The following is a 19,885-nucleotide window of genomic DNA, read 5'->3' on the forward strand; positions in this document are numbered from 1 at the left end:
GTTTTTACCAGACTATAAATGCTATAGTTGGCATCTACCCATAAAATGAGCACAGAAGCAGAACAATTTGAACGGATATCCACCAAGATTTTCCAAGACTCCAACGCTGCAGCGACTGTTGTTGCGGAGGAAATCGCCGATTTAATCAAATCCCGCTCGAAAGGCGGAAAAACAACCGTACTTGGGCTGGCCACAGGATCGACACCCTTACCGGTTTACCGTGAGCTGATTCGCATGCATCGGGAAGAAAACCTGAGTTTTCGCAATGTTATCACTTTCAACCTGGACGAATATTACGGGCTGAATATCGATCATCCTGAAAGCTACTACCAATTCATGTGGCAGCGACTCTTCAGCCATGTGGATATACCGGAAGATCAGGTGCACCTACCCTCGGGCACAACCGAACGTTCAAAGGTTTACGCGAATTGTGCGGAATATGAGCAGGCGATTGCAGAAGCAGGGGGACTGGATTATCAGATTCTAGGAATCGGTCGCACCGGACATATCGGATTCAACGAACCGGGTTCAACCCGAGACTCTAAAACCCGATTGGTTACTCTGGATGCTTTAACCCGACGAGATGCCGCTCGCGACTTCCTAGGCGAAGCCAACGTTCCACGCTACGCTATCACTATGGGAGTTGGTACCATTTTAAAAGCCAAACGCGTGGTCCTCATGGCCTGGGGTCAGGCAAAAGCCGGCGTTGTGCAGCAGGCGGTGGAAGAAGAACCCAACGAAAACCTTCCAGCTGGCTTACTACAAGGACATCCGGATGTTCGATTTTTTATCGATGAGTCAGCGTCGGAATCGCTCACCCGCATTCGCAATCCCTGGCTAGTGGGTCCTGTAGAGTGGACAGACAGATCGATTCGCAAAGCCGTTATTTGGCTATCTAACAAAGCGAAAAAACCCATCCTGAAATTACAGGATTCAGACTACAACGAGTTCGGACTAGGGGAAATTTTGACCGACGTAGCACCCGCCTACGATATCAACATTCGCGTATTCAACCAGACACAACACACGATCACAGGATGGCCCGGGGGCAAGCCGGATGCCGACGACACCAGTCGTCCTGAACGCGCAAAACCCTTTCCCAAACGCGTATTGGTTTTGGCCCCGGAACCTGATGAGGACATCCTCTGCATGGGAGGAACGATTCATCGACTCAACAATCAAGGAAGCGAAATTACTTTAGCCTATTTGACCTCCGGAAATCTAGCTGTTCCTGATACCATGGCACGCCAAGTCCTTTCGCTGATGAGTGAAATGGAAAAAGAGTTGGATCAGAACTTGGCGGAAGATTTCAGCTTGGGGAAACTCGCCTCTGTTCTTCTGGAAGAGCTTCAAAGTGCCGAAGGTGATAAGGCAGAGTCTTCGCACATCCGTCAGGTAAAATCTCTTATTCGTCGCAACGAAGCTCGAGATGCATCCGCCTTACTAAAAATCGATCCATCGAGTCTCAAATTTCTTGAACTCCCGTTTTATGAGACGGGGCGTTACCGGGCATTCAATCCAAGCGAGAAAGACCACCAGGATCTGGTCGAACTACTCCGAACAGTAAAACCTCACCAGATATACTTCACCGGCGGTTTGGCAGACCCAGGATCCGTAGCAGGCGTTTGTTTCACTCTACTTAAACAAGCAGTGGCCACCACAGCTTCAGAAGCCTGGGTTGATGACACTTATTTTTGGAGCTACCGCGGCCTTGCTCAGGAATGGCTTCTATTCGAAATCGACATGGCAGTACCTCTAAGCCCGGACGAGTTGAATCTCAAAACAGAGGCAAGCTTCCAGTATCGCTCCCAACGGCGCCAATTTCCACTGCGAGATGCTGCTCACAAAGAGATCTGGCAACAAACGGACGAGCTAAACCGCGATACCGCCTCAGCCTATGACGATGTAGGTATGGCCGAGTATGAAGCGATAGAAGCCTTTAAACGAATCCAGTTGAGCGAGCTTCTCGAAGGCTGATTCGTTCGCCATTTTACCTATCTGATAAATCGGGTTTTCGATTCGTTTCGAAACCCTCATCAAACTACATGACTGAAACAAACAACACCTTAAAAGGCATTCTCGTCGGCTGCGGTTTCATGGGCGGCATGCATGCCCAAATCTACACTCAATTAAAGGGTGTCGAGCTCGTAGCGGCCGTGGACCATCGTCCAGAACCGAGTGCAGAAAAACTAAAGTCTTTTGGCATCTCCATTCCCGTTTTTGCATCTCTGAATGAAGCCGAAGCAGAAGCTGATTTCGTGGACATTTGCATGCCTACTCAACATCACCTGGGCAATGCGCTACAAACGATTGAAGCCGGCAAAGCCTTATTCTGCGAAAAACCACTGGCCCTCATTCTGGAGGAAGCCGATCAGATAGTAGCCGCCGCCAATGCTTCAGGCACGTTCGCTCAAGTCGGTCATTGTATCCGGTTCTGGCCCGAGTACCAGGCATTGATGGATTACCATCGATCGGGGCAAGGAGGAAAACTGTTGAGCTTAAATCTGGTTCGACGATCCGCTCGCCCCGCCTACGGAGCCAGCAATTGGCTGAACAACGCTGACCTTTCTGGAGGCGCAGCATTGGACCTTCACATTCACGACAGCGATTTTGCCCTCGCTCTACTAGGAGAACCCAAGTCCTTCACTAGTCGAATAAAAGAGGACTTTAGTGGACCTGCCCACATTTTCACATTAATGGACTACGGAGATCTCACCGTCACAACCGAAGGTGGGTGGAACTACCCTGAGAAGTGGGGTTTCCAAATGTCCTTTCAAGCTATCTACGAAAAGGCCGTTCTGGATTACGATTCCAAAAACGATAAAGGACTCATGATTTGTGAACATGACCAGGAACCCCGATCAATGGAGATCGCAAAGCCGGACTCTGGAGAATCGACAGCAGACGAAGGGAATGTTTCTGATCTCGGAGGATACTACAATGAACTCCTCTACTTCACAAATTGTTTAAAGGAGGGGAAAGCTCCAGCCATTGCCACGCTGGAAGATGCCCGATCTTCACTAGCCCTTACACTCAATGAAATTGAATCTGCCTCAGCCGTTCCCAGCTTGTGAAAAAATCAATCAGCATCTGGTCCTTCTATGGTGATTGGGACCTTACACAAAAATTCCAAATCGCAAAGGATGCGGGATTCGAAGGCTTCGAAATCGATCTCAGTCGTGACGGACCTATTACCCTCGATTCCACAGATGAAGACCTCGATGCAATCGCTGAACAAGCCAGCGATGAAGGCATCACACTGAGTGGTGTAGCTACCGGCATGTATTGGGAATTCAACCCGGCAAGCGCCAAAGACAAAATACGAGCGAAGGCAAGACAAGTATTAGAAAAACAAATACGAGTCGCCTCACGTCTTCACATTGATACTATTCTTGTGGTTCCAGGAGCCGTAGGAGCTGATTTCATTCCTGACTGCGAAGAGATCCCTTACGATCTGGCCCTCAAACGAGCCACCAATTTCATCAGATCTGCTGTTCCTCTCGCCGAGGAATTGGGAGTCAATATCGGGATCGAAAATGTCTGGAACAAGTTCTTGCTCAGCCCGCTTGAAATGAAGTTTTTCATCGATCAATTCGATACGCCTCATGTGGGAAGTTATTTCGACGTAGGCAACGTCCTTGCATCTGGCTACCCCGAACATTGGATAACGATCCTGGGCGAACGCATTAAGCGCGCTCACTTCAAAGATTTCCGAAAAGCCGTGGGCACGGTGGATGGCTTTTGTGATCTGCTTTCAGGAGATGTCAATTGGCCGGCCGTTACGAAGTCACTTAAAGAAGTGGGTTACGATGGCTGGGTGGCCGCCGAAATGATTCCACCTGTTCCCTTTTACAAATACGCACCCGAAACACTCATCGAAAACACCTCGCGCGCCATGGATAAGATATTTGCCATGTAAGCGGAAATGGTGAGTATACCAGCACATCTTCAATGCCCCCAGTTCGGCTCTCCATTCTTCACTCTATAAGCTCGTAAGCAACCCACTTAAATAATGCATCTCGAAACCCTGGATTGGATCTTCATCATCGGCTACTTTCTCGCCGTCATTGCCGTTGGTTTATTAGTAGCCAAAGTTGCTGGAAAAGACAGCGGACAGTTTTTCCTGGGGGGTCGGCAAATGCCCTGGTGGCTGCTTGGTTTCTCCATGGTCGCAACGACCTTCTCTAGCGACACACCCAATCTGGTAACAGACATTGTCCGTCAAAACGGTGTAGCAGGAAACTGGGTGTGGTGGGCCTTCCTAATCACCGGTATGGTCACGGTTTTCCTTTTCGCTAAACTGTGGCGCCGTTCCGAAGTGTTAACTGATATCGAATTTTATGAGCTCCGTTACAGTGGAAAGAGCGCGGCGTTCTTACGTGGGTTTCGAGCTATCTATCTCGGTGTATTTTTCAATGTCATGATCATGGCATCCGTTTCACTCGCAGCCATCAAGATTGGAGGAGTGATGCTGGGACTGAGTCCTTTTCAATCAATACTCTGGGCAGGGTTGGCCACCGTCATCTTTTCATCCGTGGGTGGATTTCGTGGCGTTGTCTTCACCGACTGCCTGTTGTTTGTCATCGCGATGATCGGTTCGGTTGCGGCTGCTTATTTTGCTATCGGACATACAGACATTGGTTCGCTCTCAGCCTTGCTAGAACATCCAAATGTTGCGGACAAGCTCAGCTTCCTACCTCCAACCGGTGGTGAAGGAGCAGCCTCAGAGCAAAACCTCAATCTCTGGATGACCTTAATCATCATTCCGCTGGTCGTGCAGTGGTGGAGTGTTTGGTACCCGGGCGCTGAACCTGGTGGAGGTGGATACGTCGCCCAACGTATGCTCGCGGCTAAGGATGAGAAACATGCTACCGGAGCGGTTCTATTTTTCAATTTCGCTCATTACGGACTAAGACCCTGGCCCTGGATTCTTGTCGCTCTAGCTTCTTTAGTTGTTTTCCCAACTTTAGATGATATCCAAGCGGCATTCCCTGGCCTCGATCCCAGTACGATCGGGCATGACATGGCCTATCCTGCCATGCTAACCTTTCTGCCAAATGGATGGCTTGGATTGGTGCTCGCTTCACTCGTAGCCGCTTACATGTCCACCATTTCGACCCATCTAAATTGGGGATCCTCATACATCGCCAACGACTTCTACAAACGCTTCATGAAACCGGAAGCTACTGAGAAACAATTGGTTACTGTCGGTCGTATATCGACAGTCATTATGATGATTCTGGCCGGGCTCCTAGCACTCCAGTTGCAGAATGCATTGGATACGTTTCAGATCCTTCTCCAAGTGGGAGCTGGAACCGGGTTAATATTCATGCTTCGCTGGTTCTGGTGGCGGATTAATGCCTTCAGCGAACTGAGTGCGATGATCGCTTCATTTATCTTTGCAGTTGCCTTTAGAACCATTGATCACGGCATGCCGTGGTGGATGGAACTCATACTCAGTGTCGGTCTTACTACCGCAGTCTGGCTGGTCGTCACCTTCATGACTCCTGCGACCGATGAGTCTGTCCTCAAATCGTTTTACAAAAAAGTCCATCCAGCTGGAAATGGATGGAATCCAATCCGTAAACTTCTTGGCGAAGGCATAGCTCCTAGAGAATCTCTGGCTCCTCAAATTGGATCGATGCTCATGGGGACCTTTGCCGTGTATGGATTTCTATTCGGAATCGGTAAGATCATCTATGGATCGACGCTGATAGGAATCATTCTCCTGCTTGTTGCAGCAGGTTTAGGTTTCAAAATCATCTCAGCACAAACATCGGAATCATGAATCATAGGTTGAATTGTAGGAGCAAATTGTTTTCCGCTTTGCTGTCGACTAAAGCCTCGGTAATTCGCGACCCATTTGTTAGGGAACTCGCTGTGGTCGCGAACAAGTATGCTCCTACAGTACTAGTATTCCCTGCAATCTTGATGCTTGCATGGGGATGCAGTTCAAAGAGTCAGCCTGATAATTCCAAGCCCAACATCATCCTCATCGTTTCCGACGATCAAGGCTATGGGGATCTTTCTGTGAATGGAATTCTGGATGACGTTTCGACACCGAATCTGGATAAGCTCGCTTCCCAAGGAACACGCTTTACTCAAGCCTACGCCAGCTCACCCATCTGCAACACCTCTCGTTGCGCAATCATCACAGGTGCCTACCAACAACGCTTCGGCATGCAGTGGTATGGAGGTCCCGGAATATCAAACTGGGATCAACCAACCATGGCAGAACTCCTCAAAGAGGCTGGCTACAACAATGGCTATGTGGGTAAAGTTCACTACGGTTCTCCCAATGGACCGGGCGCCAGGAACTTCCCGATAGAACATGGGTTCGACGAATTCTTTGGATCCGAGAACGCTCGTATTCATTATATGATACACAATCAAGAAGCGATCGATGCATTTGATGCGGCTCGGGCCAAGAATCCAGCACCCAGCAATTCCTGGGGCATGGGTCCCTTTCGTGATGGCATTGACGAAGTCGACATGGAAGGCATGAGCACTGAGATCTTCGGAGAGAAAGCTCGTGACTTTGTAAGTCGGAATCAGCATCAACCGTTCTTCCTCTACCTCTCTTTCAACGCCGTTCACAATTTTACCCATCAATTGCCTGAAGCGTATTTAGAAGAACACGGACTTGAAGACTATGGCGATTGGGATCCGACAAAGGAACCTTACTTGGATTGGTACTACCGTTCACGTCGTCCGAACAACCCCGATGGTCGAGCACACTATCTGGGACAACTCCACTATCTAGATCAGGAAGTCGGTCGATTAGTAGACCATGTAGACCAACTCGGCTTGCGTGAAGACACCCTGATTGTCTACATCGGTGACAATGGTGGTTCACGTCCTATCTATGCGGAGAACACTCCCCTTCGAGGAAGCAAGTTCACGCTCTACGAAGGCGGAACGCGCGTACCGCTTATTGTCAGTCAACCAGGCAGCTTGCCTGAGAACCAGGTCTCCCACAATATCGTAAGTGCTTTGGATCTTTTACCCACCTTTCTTACCGCTTCTGGACAAAGCACGCCTGAGTTTGCAGATGGCATCGACTTGTTTCCGATTCTCACCAATGAAGATCCGAACCACCAACACGATGTACTCCACTGGAAGACCTCAGATGAGTGGTCCATTCGTAAGGGTGACTGGAAACTTCACACCGTGCATGGTCCCGGCGCATCCCCTACAGAGAAGGTCGAACTCGAGCAAGGTGTGTTCCTTCGAAACCTGAGAACGAATCCTTCCGAATCCATGGATTTCGCAAAGGAGCATCCAGGAATCCTTACCCAACTTCAAGGCCTCCACGAAGCCTGGGTAGCCGAGCTCCCTGTGAGCACAAGCAATGTTCCGTCAGCAACCGAATGGGCCGACGAAAAAGGTAAAAAATAATTTTCCCTAAGAAATAACTTCACCGACATATCATGAACTTCTTCAACGATTCTCGCCGCGGCTTTTTCAAGAAAGTCACAGGATTAACAGCTGGCGTCTTGGCCGCATCCAACAGCCGTTTGGCAGCCGCGCCCGCAAAACCATCAGGCGCAAGATACATGGGTGACTTTAAAGCCCCCAAACTGGGTACCGTCCGCATCGCCTTCATTGGAGTCGGTGCCCGTGGTGTGGGGCATGCCAAACAGTTAGCTGCTATCGAAGGTACCGAAGTCGTTGCCATTTCCGACCTCTATGAAGACCTGGCCGCTCGCTCGCTCAAGAATTGCGAGGAAGCGGGCAATGGTGAGCGCCACAAGTCTATCAAACTTTACCACGGCAAGAAAAACGGCTGGAAGAAAATGCTACGGGAGGTGAAACCCGATGCAGTTGTAATTGCTACTCCTTGGAAGGATCACGCTCCCATGGCCATCGAAGCCATGAAGCAAGGTGCACACGCATTTGTAGAAGTTCCACTCGGCCTCACTAACGATGAGCTTTGGGAGTTGGTCGATACCTCCGAGACAACCGGCAAGCACTGTATGATGATGGAAAACGTCAACTACGGTCGGGAAGAGCTTCTCTATCTCAACCTGTGCCGAAAAGGAATCATTGGTGAACTCCTCCATGCAGAAGCTGCCTATATCCATGAACTTCGTTTTCAAATGAATGAGGTCGAGCGCGGCACCGGTAGCTGGCGTACCTTTCATTACGCGATGCGCAATGCGAATCTCTATCCAACCCACGGACTCGGTCCAGTTGCCCAGTATATGAACCTGGCGCGTGGTGAAGATAACTTCGATCGCATCGTATCGTTTTCATCACCCGCGAAGGGACGTGCATTGTATGCAGAAAACAACTACCCGGCGGACCACCAATGGAACCAGCTCAGCTACGAAGGAGGAGACATCAATACCTCCATCATCAAAACGACGCTCGGACGAACGGTTATGGTCCAGTGGGATGAAACCAGCCCACGCCCCTACTCCCGTCATAATTTGATTCAAGGAACCAAAGGCACACTGGCTGGCTTCCCTACAAGAGTCGCTCTTGAGGGCGGAGTGCCGGGCGCGACCAAAGATCATCACCGCTGGGCACAAGGTGAAGGCCTTCAGGCATTCATGGAGGAGCACGATCACCCACTCTACAAGCGCATGGGTTCTTTGGCAGAACGTATGGGCGGGCATGGCGGCATGGACTTCCTCATGCGCTACCGGATGGTCGAGTGCTTGCGCAAGGGCGAGCCCCTCGATCAAAACCTATACGAAGGTTGTTTCTGGAGCGCGGTCACTCCCTTAAGTGAAGCCTCTATAAATGAACACGGTTCTTCACAGAAATTCCCCGACTTCACTCGTGGCCAGTGGAGAAAAACGAATCCTCTGGGTATCGTCTCATGATAAATTCCTAACTCCTTAGCCCCATGGCTCAGTCAACACCTTCCATTCAGCAGCCCGAGCGTCTCCTATCCTTGGACCTGTTTCGAGGTCTTGTCATGTTGCTACTCGTGGCGGAAGGCGCAGGAGTCTACCGATCCTTAGTAAACCTAACCAGCGAAGATAGCTTACTCCGTGGCTTCTTCGTTCAATTTACCCACCACCCTTGGGATGGGCTCCGCGCCTGGGATTTGGTGCAGCCAGCCTTCATATTCATTGTGGGGGTTGCCATGGTCTACTCGATCAATAAGCGACTCGACAAAGGTGACTCCTGGAGCGCGATTGTCATTCACCATTCTGGTGGCTTTTTGGATTTTCAGGCTCCCATGGAAAACACAGCTTAGCATATCCATCGCCCTGATACTCATCACCGACATTATTTACCGAGTATTTTGGGTGGAAGGATTCAACCACCCATACACACCGAACGATAATTTCGGAGCCTGGATGGATACCGTTTTACGGAATCCCATATCTGTTAACGGGCACTGGGTGGCTTTCAATGCCGTCCCTACCGCAGCTCATACCATCTGGGGAGTCCTAGTGGGCATGCTCTTGAGAAACAGTAAGCCAGCCCAGGGAAAATTGAAGTGGTTAGTAATCACGGGCTTCATCGGCTTGACCGTGGGCTATCTCATGAACTGGGGTTTTGGCAGCGACACGCTCCGCATTCCACTCATCAAACGGATCTGCACAGGTTCCTTTATATACGCCAGCGGTGGTTGGTGCCTGTTGATCCTAGCACTTTTCTACTACCTGATCGACTTACGTGGCTGGAAACCCAGCTGGTTATTCATCATCAATGTCGTGGGTACCAATTCCATCTTCATCTACCTGGCTTCACAGACACTCTCTACTCGCTGGCTGTCACCGAACGTAAAGATTTTCACGGAAGGATTTTTTGGGGCGATCGGGTTTGGGGGAGAATTGATTCAAGTTTTCACCGCATTTATCACCTGGTTCATTTTCTGGTATTTATGCTACTGGCTGTATAAAAGAAAGATATTCTTAAAAATTTAAGAAGCTACTCTCCATCCTATCATGAAAAAAATCCTAGTCCCCCTACTTGGCTCAATCACAGCATTACTGACCTTCAACGGCTGTGGTCCCACCGATGCAGAACGTGAAGCCGCCGCGGAAGCTAAACCTCCCAACATCATCTACATCTTAGCTGACGACCTTGGCTACAATGAGCTTGGTTCCTACGGGCAAACCTTGATTGAGACGCCACACCTCGACGAACTGGCTGCCCAAGGCATGCGTTTCACTCAACACTACTCAGGTTCTCCCGTGTGCGCGCCATCTCGCTGCATACTCTTAACCGGTAAACACAGTGGTCATGCTTACATTCGAGGGAATGATGAATGGAGTGAACGTGGAGACACCTGGAATTTTGAAAAAGCAGTTGCAGATCCAAACCTGGAAGGACAACGCCCCATCCCAGCAGGCACCAACACGATAGGGTCACTGCTAAAAAACGTCGGTTACAAAACCGGAATCGTCGGAAAGTGGGGACTGGGCGCACCCCTCACTGAAGGTATTCCCAACAAGCAGGGATTTGATTTTTTCTACGGCTACAACTGCCAACGTCAGGCGCATACCTTATATCCGGTTCATCTATGGCGAAATGAAGAGAAACATATATTGGCTAACGAACTCGTTCCGCCAAGCACACCTCTCGAAGAAGGAGCCGATCCCAATGACGAAGCGAGTTATGCCAGATATCGACTCACCGACTATACGCCTGAACTCATGCTCAATGAAGCAGTCGGCTTCATGAAGGAAAACCAGGACCATCCATTTTTCCTATATTTTGCTTCTCCCATTCCTCATGTGCCCCTGCAAGCGCCCCAACGCTGGGTCGATCACTACAAAGAAAAGCTTGGAAAAGAAGAGCCTTACATTGGTAACAAAAGCTACTTCCCCAACCAAACCCCCAGAGCTACCTACGCAGCGATGGTCTCCTATCTCGACGAGAGCGTTGGCAAGCTGATTGAAACCTTAAAAGAAATGGGCCAATACGAAAACACCCTTATCGTTTTCTCCAGTGACAATGGTCCGACCTATAATGGCGGAAGTGACTCGGCTTTCTTTGATAGCGCTGCACCCTTCAACAGTGCCTATGGTTGGGCCAAAGGATTTGTGAACGAAGGCGGTATCCGCGTTCCCATGATCGCTAGTTGGCCAGGAAAGATAAACCCCGGACAAACCAGTGAGCACATATCTGCCTTCTGGGATGTACTACCCACCTTATGCGAAGTGTCAGGAGCCGAAACTCCAGCCGACACGGATGGTATCAGCTTTCTACCTACACTCCTAGGCAAAGAAGAACAAAAGGCCCACGAATTCCTCTATTGGGAATTTCCATCCTACACGGGGCAGCAAGCCGTTCGAATGGGCGACTGGAAAGGCATCCGCAAAAATATTTTTAAGGGCAACCTGGACATTCAGTTATTCAACCTGGTAACCGATCCTCGAGAGGAGCTAGACGTAGCAGCAGCGAATCCAGAGATCGTGAAGAAGATAGAATTACTCATGGTGCAGGAGCATAGGCCTGCAGAACTGGAGAAATTTAAGATCACGCAGTTGGGGGACTAGTTTTGTACAAATTTAACCACAACGGCACTGCAGGGATGCAGTGGCCCTACCATTATAGGAAATGGTAGGGCAATCGCGTCCTCGCGATGCCGCAGACCATCATGGGAGATCCTACTTCTAAAAACACTATCAAATATTGGCTTCTCTTTCTGCCGCTCGTTCTTTGCGCCTGTTCCCAATCGGAACAACCTGAACTCCCCTTTACACCCACCTTTGTAGCCACACCACCGGCCAATGCCTTCCGCTCACTATGGAGAGCTCCTGACGGAAGCATCCATAGTCATGGCTTTTTGGGTACCGCCAGGAATCCTGAAGGTATCATTACCTTAATTTCAAACGACGAAGGTCTGACCTGGACAAAAGAACCCTTCACGATCAAGCGAGCTGAGTATAAAGAAGATCCCTTTCATACCTATATACCCACCAGCCTAAAACAGGACAAAAAAACCGGAGATTGGCTGGCCATCATGGATGGGAAAGAACCTTACCTGACAAGGTGGGCTGGGAATCCTTGGGAAGTAACTCCCACCACTCAGAAAATTACCGATCGCGCACTCATCATGATGCGACCGCCCATTTTTATACGAAACGGGTCGCGCATCATCGCTGCAGGACACAACCACTCCCTCAATCCTGCGGGAGGCTGGACCAGTATCTATCACAGTGATGATGGTGGAGCTACCTGGAATGCCGCGCATCTGGAAAAAGTTCCGGATCACACCATCACTCCACCTCACCAAGGGCTTCGCTGGCAGAATCCAGGTGTTGAACCAACCATCGTCGAACTGAAAGACGGCCGCCTTTGGTGCCTCCTCCGAGCGTCTCTGGATCGGCATTACGAAACGTACTCAGAAGATGGGGGAGCAACCTGGAGCCGTCTTCGTCCATCTCCTTTCTGGGGAACGATCACCATGAAGACCTTTCACCGCTTACCGGATGGTCGACTCATGCTGGTGTGGACCAATGCTTCGCCTTTACCCGAGACTCCCCATCACACACGCGAGCAGGGTAAGAAAGATTGGGAAACGGGACGTCAGGAGGTGTTCACGAACCGGGATACTCTGCACGCCGCTCTCAGTTACGATGAAGGCAAAACCTGGACTGGATTTCGTGAGATCCTTCGCAATCGTCTTCGCAACGAGCCCGACTTTGGCACCTCTCACGGAGGTGTGGGCCCATCCAATGACCGCAGCGTTCACCAATCGCAAGTTATCGATCTCAAGGATGATCGCGTCTTGGTCCAGGCGGGGCAACATCCGGCCCTACGAAGCTTACTGATCATGCACCCCGATTGGTTGTTGGAAAAATCTCAAGCCGACGATTTCTCCCACGGTTTAGATGCCTGGCATGTCCAGCAATTCAAAGCCGGAGTGGTTGGGCATTGTGCTTATAACCGCCAAACTGGAGCTGAGCTGGTAGCGAATCCTGCAAACTCAGCCCGACAAGTCCTATCGCTCAAAAACCTCCCCGATGAGTCGCTGGTGAGTTCTGTGCAAGGTGCCCTTTGGCATTTTCCTGTAGGTCGCAGCGGAACGTTGAAAACCAGCCTCTATCTACCTAAAGACAGTCAAGGTGGAGTGATTGCTCTGAATGATCGCTGGCTAGCTCCTATCGATGAAGAGGTACGAGCAGTTGCCCCCTTTCTACTTCACATTCGCCCGGACGGCACCCTAAACAATTCAGATATCCGCCTGGTACCTGACACCTGGCACTCCTTAACCATCACATGGTCCTACGATGAAGAGTCTGCTCAGATCTCATTGGCCAACCAGTCAGCCACCTTCCCCTTCACCCACACACCGATCCTTCCCCACGGTTTTTCTTATCTCCACTTGCAAAGTAGCCTCGAACCAGACGACAATGGTTTCTTGATTGGACCGGTTTCGGTTCAAGTGGATTAGTCAAAATTACCCTGAGTATTTCTTTATGAATCACCTGCTGTCTCTTCTGTTCGGCGGCACTGCGAGGACGCAGTTGCCCTACCATCCTTTCAACACCAAGGTAGGGCTATTGCGTCCCCGCAGTGCCGTTCTCCAAAAGTTAAAGAACACCCTCCCGGCTATTCTCCTGCTCGGAGTTTTGTCGATCCACGCAGAACGCCCCAATGTCGTCATCCTGATCTCCGACGATCAAGGCTATGGCGATTTTGGCTCGATGGGAAACGACATCATTGAAACGCCCAATATCGATGCCATGGCGAAACGCTCGGTGCTGTGGGACAATTTCTACGTCAGTCCTGTTTGCTCTCCCACACGCGCCAGTCTGATGACAGGTCGTTATAATCACCGGACCTATTGCATGGATACCTGGCTGGGTCGATCCATGATGCACACGGACGAAGTCACCATCGCCGAAGTGCTCAAAGAAGCAGGATATGCCACAGGTGTATTTGGTAAGTGGCACTTGGGAGACAACTACCCGATGAGGACCACCGACCAGGGATTTGAAGAATCCATCGTTCACCGTGGGGGCGGATTAGCTCAGCCGGCGGATCCCATCGAAAACGAACGCCGTTATACCGACCCGATCCTCATTCACAACGATAGAGAAGTTCAGACCCAGGGTTACTGCACGGACGTCTATTTCGACTATGCGATCGATTGGATTAAGGAGGTCAAGAAACAGGATAAACCTTTCTTCGCCTACCTTCCCACCAATGCGCCCCATGGCCCTTACCACGATGTGCCTGAGGATTTACGGAAATACTATTTGAAGAAGGACCTGAAGAGCCTTTTCCGGGCCAAGGTTCGGGATGAAGATGCAGAGATCGACAAGCTCAGCCGTATTGCCGCCATGATCACCAACTGGGATCAGAATATCGGGCGCTTGTTCGAAACACTCAAGGAGACGGGGCAGTACGAAAACACCCTGGTTTTCCTCATGACGGATAATGGGCCCAACACCATGCGCTATGTGGGGGACTTGCGAGGCATGAAAACCAACATCGTCGAAGGTGGCATTCGTACTCCACTTTGGAGCCATTGGCCAGCTAAGCTGGGCGCCAACCAAACGGCAGAGACTACCGTAGCTGCGCACATCGATATTTTTCCGACCATTGTGGAAGCCACTGGCGCAAAACTACCAGCAGGTCTCCAGATCGACGGTCGCAGCCTAATACCACAACTCATGGAACCCGCCAAACGTATGGCACCAAGAACGACGTTCATGCAAATTCATCGCGGGACTCAACCACAGCGCTATCACAATTTCATGGTGCGAGACTCCATGTGGAAACTGGTTCATCCGAGTGGATTTGGAACGCAAACCTTTGAAGGAGAAGCTGACTTGCAACTCTACAATCTTGAGGTAGATCCAGGTGAATCGAAAAACTTGAAAGAGAAGTACCTTCACAAGTTTAATTTCCTGAAAGGCCTCTACGACGATTGGTTCGACGATGTCATGTCCAACGTATTGGAAAACCCGGGACCACCGGACATCATCATTGATGGAAACCACGAGAATCCTTCGGTTCTCACCTGGCAGGATCGGGTTGCGGATCGCTGGTCAGAAGGCAGTGACGGTCATTGGCAATTGAACTTTGCTCGCGATGGTCGTTTCGACATTCAGGTCGATATGCCTCGCGAACATGCTCCGGACGCGGATGGAGAACTTATACTATCTATCGGCAGTGATGACTACTCCATGCCAGTGAAGAAAGGTACAAGCTCAATTCGTTTCCCCATTATTCATGTAACTCAAGGTTCGAAAAACTTGAAGGCGAGCATTCACTACCCGGGCGGCCGCGTAGAAGGTGGTTACCAAGTCCGCGTTACGGAACGATGATCAGAATTGGTATCGTTGGCTGCGGTCGCATCTTGGCCGCGCATTTACGTGGTTATCGGAGACTGAGAGAAGCCGGCTTCGATAACTTTCGTATTACTGCACTTTGCGCACGGAAAATAGAAGATGCTCAAATGTACGCCAAGCGAGGAGAAGGCCCACCCCAACGTCTGGCGGTGAGTGACGCGCCAGGGGATCCACTGGCCATAGACGATGAATATGTTTCCGACTTTCAAGACGATGTAGAAGTAGCCCTCTATGATGACTATCAAGAGATGATCACCACAGGACCAGTGGATGCGATCAATGACTTTACCTCCCACGGCATGCACCATCTGGTTGCCGACATCGCTTGCCAAAACGGAAAGCATCTGCTCACCCAAAAGCCTTTGGCCGTCACGGTCGCAGCTGCCAAGAAGATGTGTGAGGACTTTGAGGCCCATGGTCTCACCCTCGGCGTGTTTGAAAACTGGCGCTACCGCGACAAAGCCCGCAACATGCGTTGGCTCATCGATGAAGATATTGTCGGAACTCCACAAATGTTCCTCTTTGGAAATATTGGAAATTGGTGGACGCCGGACAAAGTGGTCGCTCACACACCCTGGCGCCACATCAAGAAAATGGCGGGGGGCATAGCCCTGGATTTAGGTGTGCACCAACTCCACCTTGCGCGAATGCTTTTGGGTGACATTACTTCCGTTGTCGGCACCGCTCATGTCATCGAGCCCCATCGTCACTATATCAATGCTGACGGAAAACCGGAAACTATGGATTGCGATGCGGATGATGTTTTCAACGCCTCATTCACAAGTGAGAACGGAGCCTTTGGAACTTTAACTGCCAGTTGGGCCGGTCACGGAGAAGGCACTCACTTTGGAGGTGGACCGGTACTTTACGGCCGCAAGGGACGTGTCCTCGGAGATACGCTCACTCTTGATGATGGTACTACCCACGACATCGCCACGCTTTATAATGAACAATGCAATCCTGAGCGAAAAGAACAGGATTTCCCCGGAGGCATGAGCAATGAGTTTGGTATCGCTCAACTCGACTGGATCCGTGCGATCGAGGAAAGCCGAGCCCCACAAACAAGTGGGCGAGAAGGTCTGGCCGATCTTGCCGCCGCCTTTGCCGTACTTGAATCAAACCTAGCGGGGCGACGTGTCACTGTAGACGAGGTTATCAATGGTGGAGTATCCGAATATCAGATACCCATATCCGAATACTACGAAATTAATTAAATCGAACCCAAGAGCCATGTCTCAATCAATCACCACTAAGGGAATCATTCCAAAACTCTCCGCCTTGATGTTTATGGAATGGGGAGTCAAAGCCTTCTGGATGCCTCTGGCTGGTATCTTCCTCGTCACCGAAACTTCCATGGGTGGCCTCGGCTTCACCGAAACTCAAAAAGGAATGATCATCGGTATTCCTATGGCCACGGCTTGCTTCTTAGCGCCGTTCATCGCCGGCCAACTGACGGACCGACTGTTTTCTACTCAGCGAGTGATCGCGGTCATGCTGATCCTGGCCGGAATCATTAAATTCAGCAACGCTTTCCAGACGGGATTCGCGGTCTGGATGACCTTGTCGATTTCCTTTGCCATCCTTTACGTGCCGACGAATGCCTTAGTTAACTCCATGGCGATGGAGCATCTGAGTGATCCGAAAAACCAATTTCCCAGGATACGGGTTTGGGGAACGATCAGCTGGATCGCCATCTCTTGGATCTTCCCCATGATTTGGTTGCAGGAAAACCTGCAGTTCCAATGGCTGCCTCCCTTTCTGAAAGGAGACGAAGTTCCGATGGTCACCGCTCGGATGGTCGACAGTTTAAAGTTTGCCGGAGTTCTGGCAGTCATACTGGGGATTTATTGCTGGTTCGTTCTGCCCAACACGCCACCCAGTAAGGAAACGAAGGAGAAGATGGCCTGGATGGCCGCATTGAAACTTTTCAAGAAACGTTCTTTCGCGGTCCTGATGATCATGGCCCTGCCCGTGAGCATCCTACAGGTTTTCTATATGATGAATACCAGTCCCTTCCTCAAGGAAAGCGGATTGGAACAAAGCCTCATCATGCCGTCTATGTCGCTGGGACAATTTTCAGAGATCGCTGTCCTAATTTTCCTTGGCTTTCTCCTAACCAAGCTGGGATTCCGCACCGTCATGACCTTCGGGATCTTCTGCTACGGATTGCGTTACTTTATTTTTGGTATCGATGGGCTATCTGTAAACGTGCATGTGGGTGTGCAGTTGCTCCATGGTCTTTGCTTTGGCTGCTTCTACGCCAGCGCCTTCATTTATGTGCAACGCATCTCGCCGAAGGAGATTCACAACACGACCCAGATTCTTTTCATCTTCGTCATGTTCGGTCTGGCCCCGCTGATCGCGGGTTACTGGCTCAATGGATGGTTGGCCGACCTGTGTGGGGCACCCAACGGAGTACATGATTTGGATTCCTATGTTAAATTCTGGCGGATCACGGCCATCGTCGGATTGATTTCTGCAGCCCTATTCTGGATCTTTTTCAGAGATGAAACCTCCGACGAAGAAGAAGCTTAATTGATTATGACCTCACCTCTTAGAATAGGAGTCCTCGGACTCAGTCACGATCACGTTTGGGACAACCTTCCCTCTTTAGCCGCGCATGATGATGCCACCATCGTTGCAGCAGCAGACCCAAATCAACCTTTAACAATCCGAGCAGCGGAAGACTATGGTTGTAAGACTTACGAATCGCCTACCGAGCTACTTAAGAACGAATCATTGGACGCTGCCTATATTTTCAGCAGTAACGCGGAAGGTGCAGAGCTCGCGGTAAAAGCTATGGAGCAAAAGCTCCATGTGCTCATCGAAAAACCAATGGCTGCTTCCCTGACACAAGCCAACCAGATGGTTGAAGCTGCGAAAGCAAACGAAGTAAAGCTGATGATCAATTGGCCGTTTGCCTGGTGGCCACAATTACAGAAAGCACTAGCGATGGCAGGTGAAGGCGCCGTTGGAAAACTCTGGGCGGTTAAGTACCGCGCGGCACACGCGGGGCCCGCTGAGCTGGGTTGCTCGGAATATTTCTGCGACTGGTTGTTTAATCCTGAGCTCAACGGTGCGGGTGCACTGATGGATTACTGTGGTTATGGCTGTGTCCTTTCAGCAGCGCTACTGGGTCTTCCTGAATCGGTGACAGGCATGGTTGGCGGTCAGGTCAAAGAAGGTCTGACCGTTGAAGACAATGCCATCCTGGCCATGAAGTATCCTTTTGGCATGTCGTCGACCGAAGCCTCCTGGACTCAGATTGGGAAACTCACGAGCTACACGACCACCTTTTATGGAACGGAAGGAACCTTGCTGGTAGAACCTCGATTGGGCGGCCGACTGTTTATGGCCACAGAGCAAGATCCACTTGGGAGTGAAGTGCCAGTCCTGGATCCTAAACCGGAACTGCAGAACTCAGCGAACCAATTTCTTCACATCATACGCAATGATGCAGAGCCCTGGTTGCTCACGCATCCGGACCATGCCCGAAATGCGCAAGAGATCCTGGAAGCCGGATTGCGATCGGTCGAAACGGGCAGTCACCAATCGGTGCCGTTAGGTTAACTGACAATCGTCCTCGTCCTCCTACTTTTTCTCGTCCTCACAATCTCGGATGATGAGGACTCGGGAGAACTATAATGAAATGGGGAAAGGTGGACCTACCCAAAGGGGCAACCCTTGTTCAATTTATTTAAAGCAGGAGAAGAAGTAGGAGGACGAGGACGACTTTCTAAATCAACTTCAACGCCGACTCTACACTCTCATTTTCGTGTACAATCGCGTTGAGTGCTTTTGCCACAGCCGGGGGATTGTCATGTTGCCAGACGTTTCGCCCAACGGCAATACCACTGGCTCCACCATCAATGGCTTTCTTTACCATGGTGAGTAGCGCTTCATCATCCCCCATGGCTGCACCACCAAGCACTACGACTGGCACAAGCGCGGCGTCTACAATTGCTTTAAAGTCATCGACCGTTCCGCCAACCGGAAAAGCGGTCTTTACCACATCGGCTCCCAATTCTGCTGCGAGACGCACAACAAACCCTATATTTTCCACGGTGTAGTCATCAGGACGACCGATACCAATGGGCAACGATTCCAGTATGACGGGTGTCTGCGTTTCCAGGCTTTCTGAAATAAGCTCAGAGCAATCTCTAAAATTCTTCATTTCATGAGAATGATGTGGGTAGCACATATTCATCACCGCCTGAGCTCCGACCAACTCGGCCTCTTCGCACGTTAAAATCCGTTCGGGGCCCGTGTCAGGATTTCCTGGATACACAGGTTTGTAACAATCCGTCCGCAAACAAACCCCTTTTCCTGACAATTCCCTTTTGCACGCTTGAGCGACCCCAAGATTCACAACGAAGCCATCTACACTATCACTGAGTGAGGAAATTACTTCCCCGGGGTGTTCAAGACCGGTAACCGGAATGGCTGTCCCATGGTCGATCGGTAAAATGACGGTTCGGCCATCATCTTGAAAAAAGGCTTTGAGATTCTCGGATTTACTCATGAGTGCATTAGCTTAAATTTCGTTGCATGCGTAAAGCGCCAACCGACTGGACAGTAAAGAAGTTGAAAGCAACTACCCCGCTAGCTTGACC

General features: G+C 50.4%; 13 protein-coding genes and 1 pseudogene. 13 read left to right on the top strand and 1 reads right to left on the bottom strand.

Annotation, left to right across the window (positions count from 1 at the left end; translation table 11 throughout):
• Window positions 1–45 precede the first annotated feature (45 nt).
• The 13 genes and pseudogenes from nagB (at window position 46) to GA003_16710 (ending at window position 18,842) form a co-directional block, all read left to right on the top strand.
• Window positions 46–1,977, top strand: coding sequence for a glucosamine-6-phosphate deaminase (gene nagB / locus GA003_16650; GenBank protein QXD27624.1), 1,932 nt, complete (start codon window positions 46–48; stop codon window positions 1,975–1,977).
• 68 nt (window positions 1,978–2,045) lie between these two features.
• Window positions 2,046–3,074 (top strand): Gfo/Idh/MocA family oxidoreductase, encoded by a 1,029-nt coding sequence (locus tag GA003_16655; GenBank protein QXD27625.1) that lies wholly within the window; start codon window positions 2,046–2,048, stop codon window positions 3,072–3,074.
• Complete coding sequence (locus GA003_16660) at window positions 3,071–3,919, top strand: sugar phosphate isomerase/epimerase (protein QXD27626.1); 849 nt, start codon at window positions 3,071–3,073, stop codon at window positions 3,917–3,919. Before GA003_16655 ends, GA003_16660 begins: the two co-directional genes overlap by 4 nt.
• Window positions 3,920–4,012: 93 nt before the next feature.
• A complete protein-coding gene (locus tag GA003_16665) occupies window positions 4,013–5,788 on the top strand; it encodes a Na+:solute symporter (GenBank protein ID QXD27627.1) in 1,776 nt (591 codons plus the stop codon).
• A 143-nt stretch (window positions 5,789–5,931) separates the two neighbouring features.
• The gene (locus GA003_16670) at window positions 5,932–7,398 is read left to right on the top strand and encodes a sulfatase-like hydrolase/transferase (protein ID QXD27628.1); all 1,467 of its coding nucleotides are present in this window, start codon (window positions 5,932–5,934) and stop codon (window positions 7,396–7,398) included.
• A 32-nt stretch (window positions 7,399–7,430) separates the two neighbouring features.
• Window positions 7,431–8,831, top strand: a complete 1,401-nt coding sequence (locus tag GA003_16675) for a Gfo/Idh/MocA family oxidoreductase (GenBank protein ID QXD27629.1) — start codon at window positions 7,431–7,433, stop codon at window positions 8,829–8,831.
• 23 nt (window positions 8,832–8,854) lie between these two features.
• Window positions 8,855–9,887, top strand: a pseudogene (locus GA003_16680) (DUF5009 domain-containing protein).
• Between the two features lie 21 nt (window positions 9,888–9,908).
• The gene (locus GA003_16685; protein ID QXD27630.1) at window positions 9,909–11,465 is read left to right on the top strand and encodes an arylsulfatase; all 1,557 of its coding nucleotides are present in this window, start codon (window positions 9,909–9,911) and stop codon (window positions 11,463–11,465) included.
• An 86-nt stretch (window positions 11,466–11,551) separates the two neighbouring features.
• Entirely contained in the window at window positions 11,552–13,366 is a 1,815-nt protein-coding gene (locus GA003_16690) for a glycoside hydrolase (protein QXD27631.1), read from the top strand.
• 25 nt (window positions 13,367–13,391) lie between these two features.
• Window positions 13,392–15,248, top strand: coding sequence for an arylsulfatase (locus GA003_16695; GenBank protein ID QXD27632.1), 1,857 nt, complete (start codon window positions 13,392–13,394; stop codon window positions 15,246–15,248).
• Window positions 15,245–16,486, top strand: a complete 1,242-nt coding sequence (locus GA003_16700; protein QXD27633.1) for a Gfo/Idh/MocA family oxidoreductase — start codon at window positions 15,245–15,247, stop codon at window positions 16,484–16,486. The genes GA003_16695 and GA003_16700 overlap by 4 nt, the downstream gene beginning before the upstream one ends.
• A 16-nt stretch (window positions 16,487–16,502) precedes the next feature.
• A complete protein-coding gene (locus GA003_16705; GenBank protein ID QXD27634.1) occupies window positions 16,503–17,807 on the top strand; it encodes an MFS transporter in 1,305 nt (434 codons plus the stop codon).
• 6 nt (window positions 17,808–17,813) lie between these two features.
• Window positions 17,814–18,842 (top strand): Gfo/Idh/MocA family oxidoreductase, encoded by a 1,029-nt coding sequence (locus tag GA003_16710; protein QXD27635.1) that lies wholly within the window; start codon window positions 17,814–17,816, stop codon window positions 18,840–18,842.
• Between the two features lie 166 nt (window positions 18,843–19,008).
• Here the strand turns inward: GA003_16710 and GA003_16715 are convergent, their stop codons facing one another.
• Complete coding sequence (locus GA003_16715; GenBank protein QXD27636.1) at window positions 19,009–19,794, bottom strand: hypothetical protein; 786 nt, start codon at window positions 19,792–19,794, stop codon at window positions 19,009–19,011.
• Window positions 19,795–19,885: the final 91 nt, after the last annotated feature.

The sequence above is a fragment of the Opitutia bacterium ISCC 52 genome (assembly GCA_014529675.2).
Taxonomy (GTDB): Bacteria; Verrucomicrobiota; Verrucomicrobiia; order Opitutales; family UBA2995; genus UBA2995.

Bases quoted from the DNA above. Each gene is read 5' to 3' on its own strand.
- nagB (QXD27624.1), top strand. From the start codon at position 46: ATGAGCACAGAAGCAGAACAATTTGAACGGATATCCACCAAGATTTTC.
- GA003_16655 (QXD27625.1), top strand. From the start codon at position 2,046: ATGACTGAAACAAACAACACCTTAAAAGGCATTCTCGTCGGCTGCGGT.
- GA003_16695 (QXD27632.1), top strand. From the start codon at position 13,392: ATGAATCACCTGCTGTCTCTTCTGTTCGGCGGCACTGCGAGGACGCAG.
- GA003_16710 (QXD27635.1), top strand. From the start codon at position 17,814: ATGACCTCACCTCTTAGAATAGGAGTCCTCGGACTCAGTCACGATCAC.
- GA003_16715 (QXD27636.1), bottom strand. From the start codon at position 19,794: ATGAGTAAATCCGAGAATCTCAAAGCCTTTTTTCAAGATGATGGCCGA.
- GA003_16685 (QXD27630.1), top strand. From the start codon at position 9,909: ATGAAAAAAATCCTAGTCCCCCTACTTGGCTCAATCACAGCATTACTG.
- GA003_16675 (QXD27629.1), top strand. From the start codon at position 7,431: ATGAACTTCTTCAACGATTCTCGCCGCGGCTTTTTCAAGAAAGTCACA.
- GA003_16700 (QXD27633.1), top strand. From the start codon at position 15,245: ATGATCAGAATTGGTATCGTTGGCTGCGGTCGCATCTTGGCCGCGCAT.
- GA003_16665 (QXD27627.1), top strand. From the start codon at position 4,013: ATGCATCTCGAAACCCTGGATTGGATCTTCATCATCGGCTACTTTCTC.
- GA003_16690 (QXD27631.1), top strand. From the start codon at position 11,552: ATGCCGCAGACCATCATGGGAGATCCTACTTCTAAAAACACTATCAAA.
- GA003_16670 (QXD27628.1), top strand. From the start codon at position 5,932: ATGCTTGCATGGGGATGCAGTTCAAAGAGTCAGCCTGATAATTCCAAG.
- GA003_16705 (QXD27634.1), top strand. From the start codon at position 16,503: ATGTCTCAATCAATCACCACTAAGGGAATCATTCCAAAACTCTCCGCC.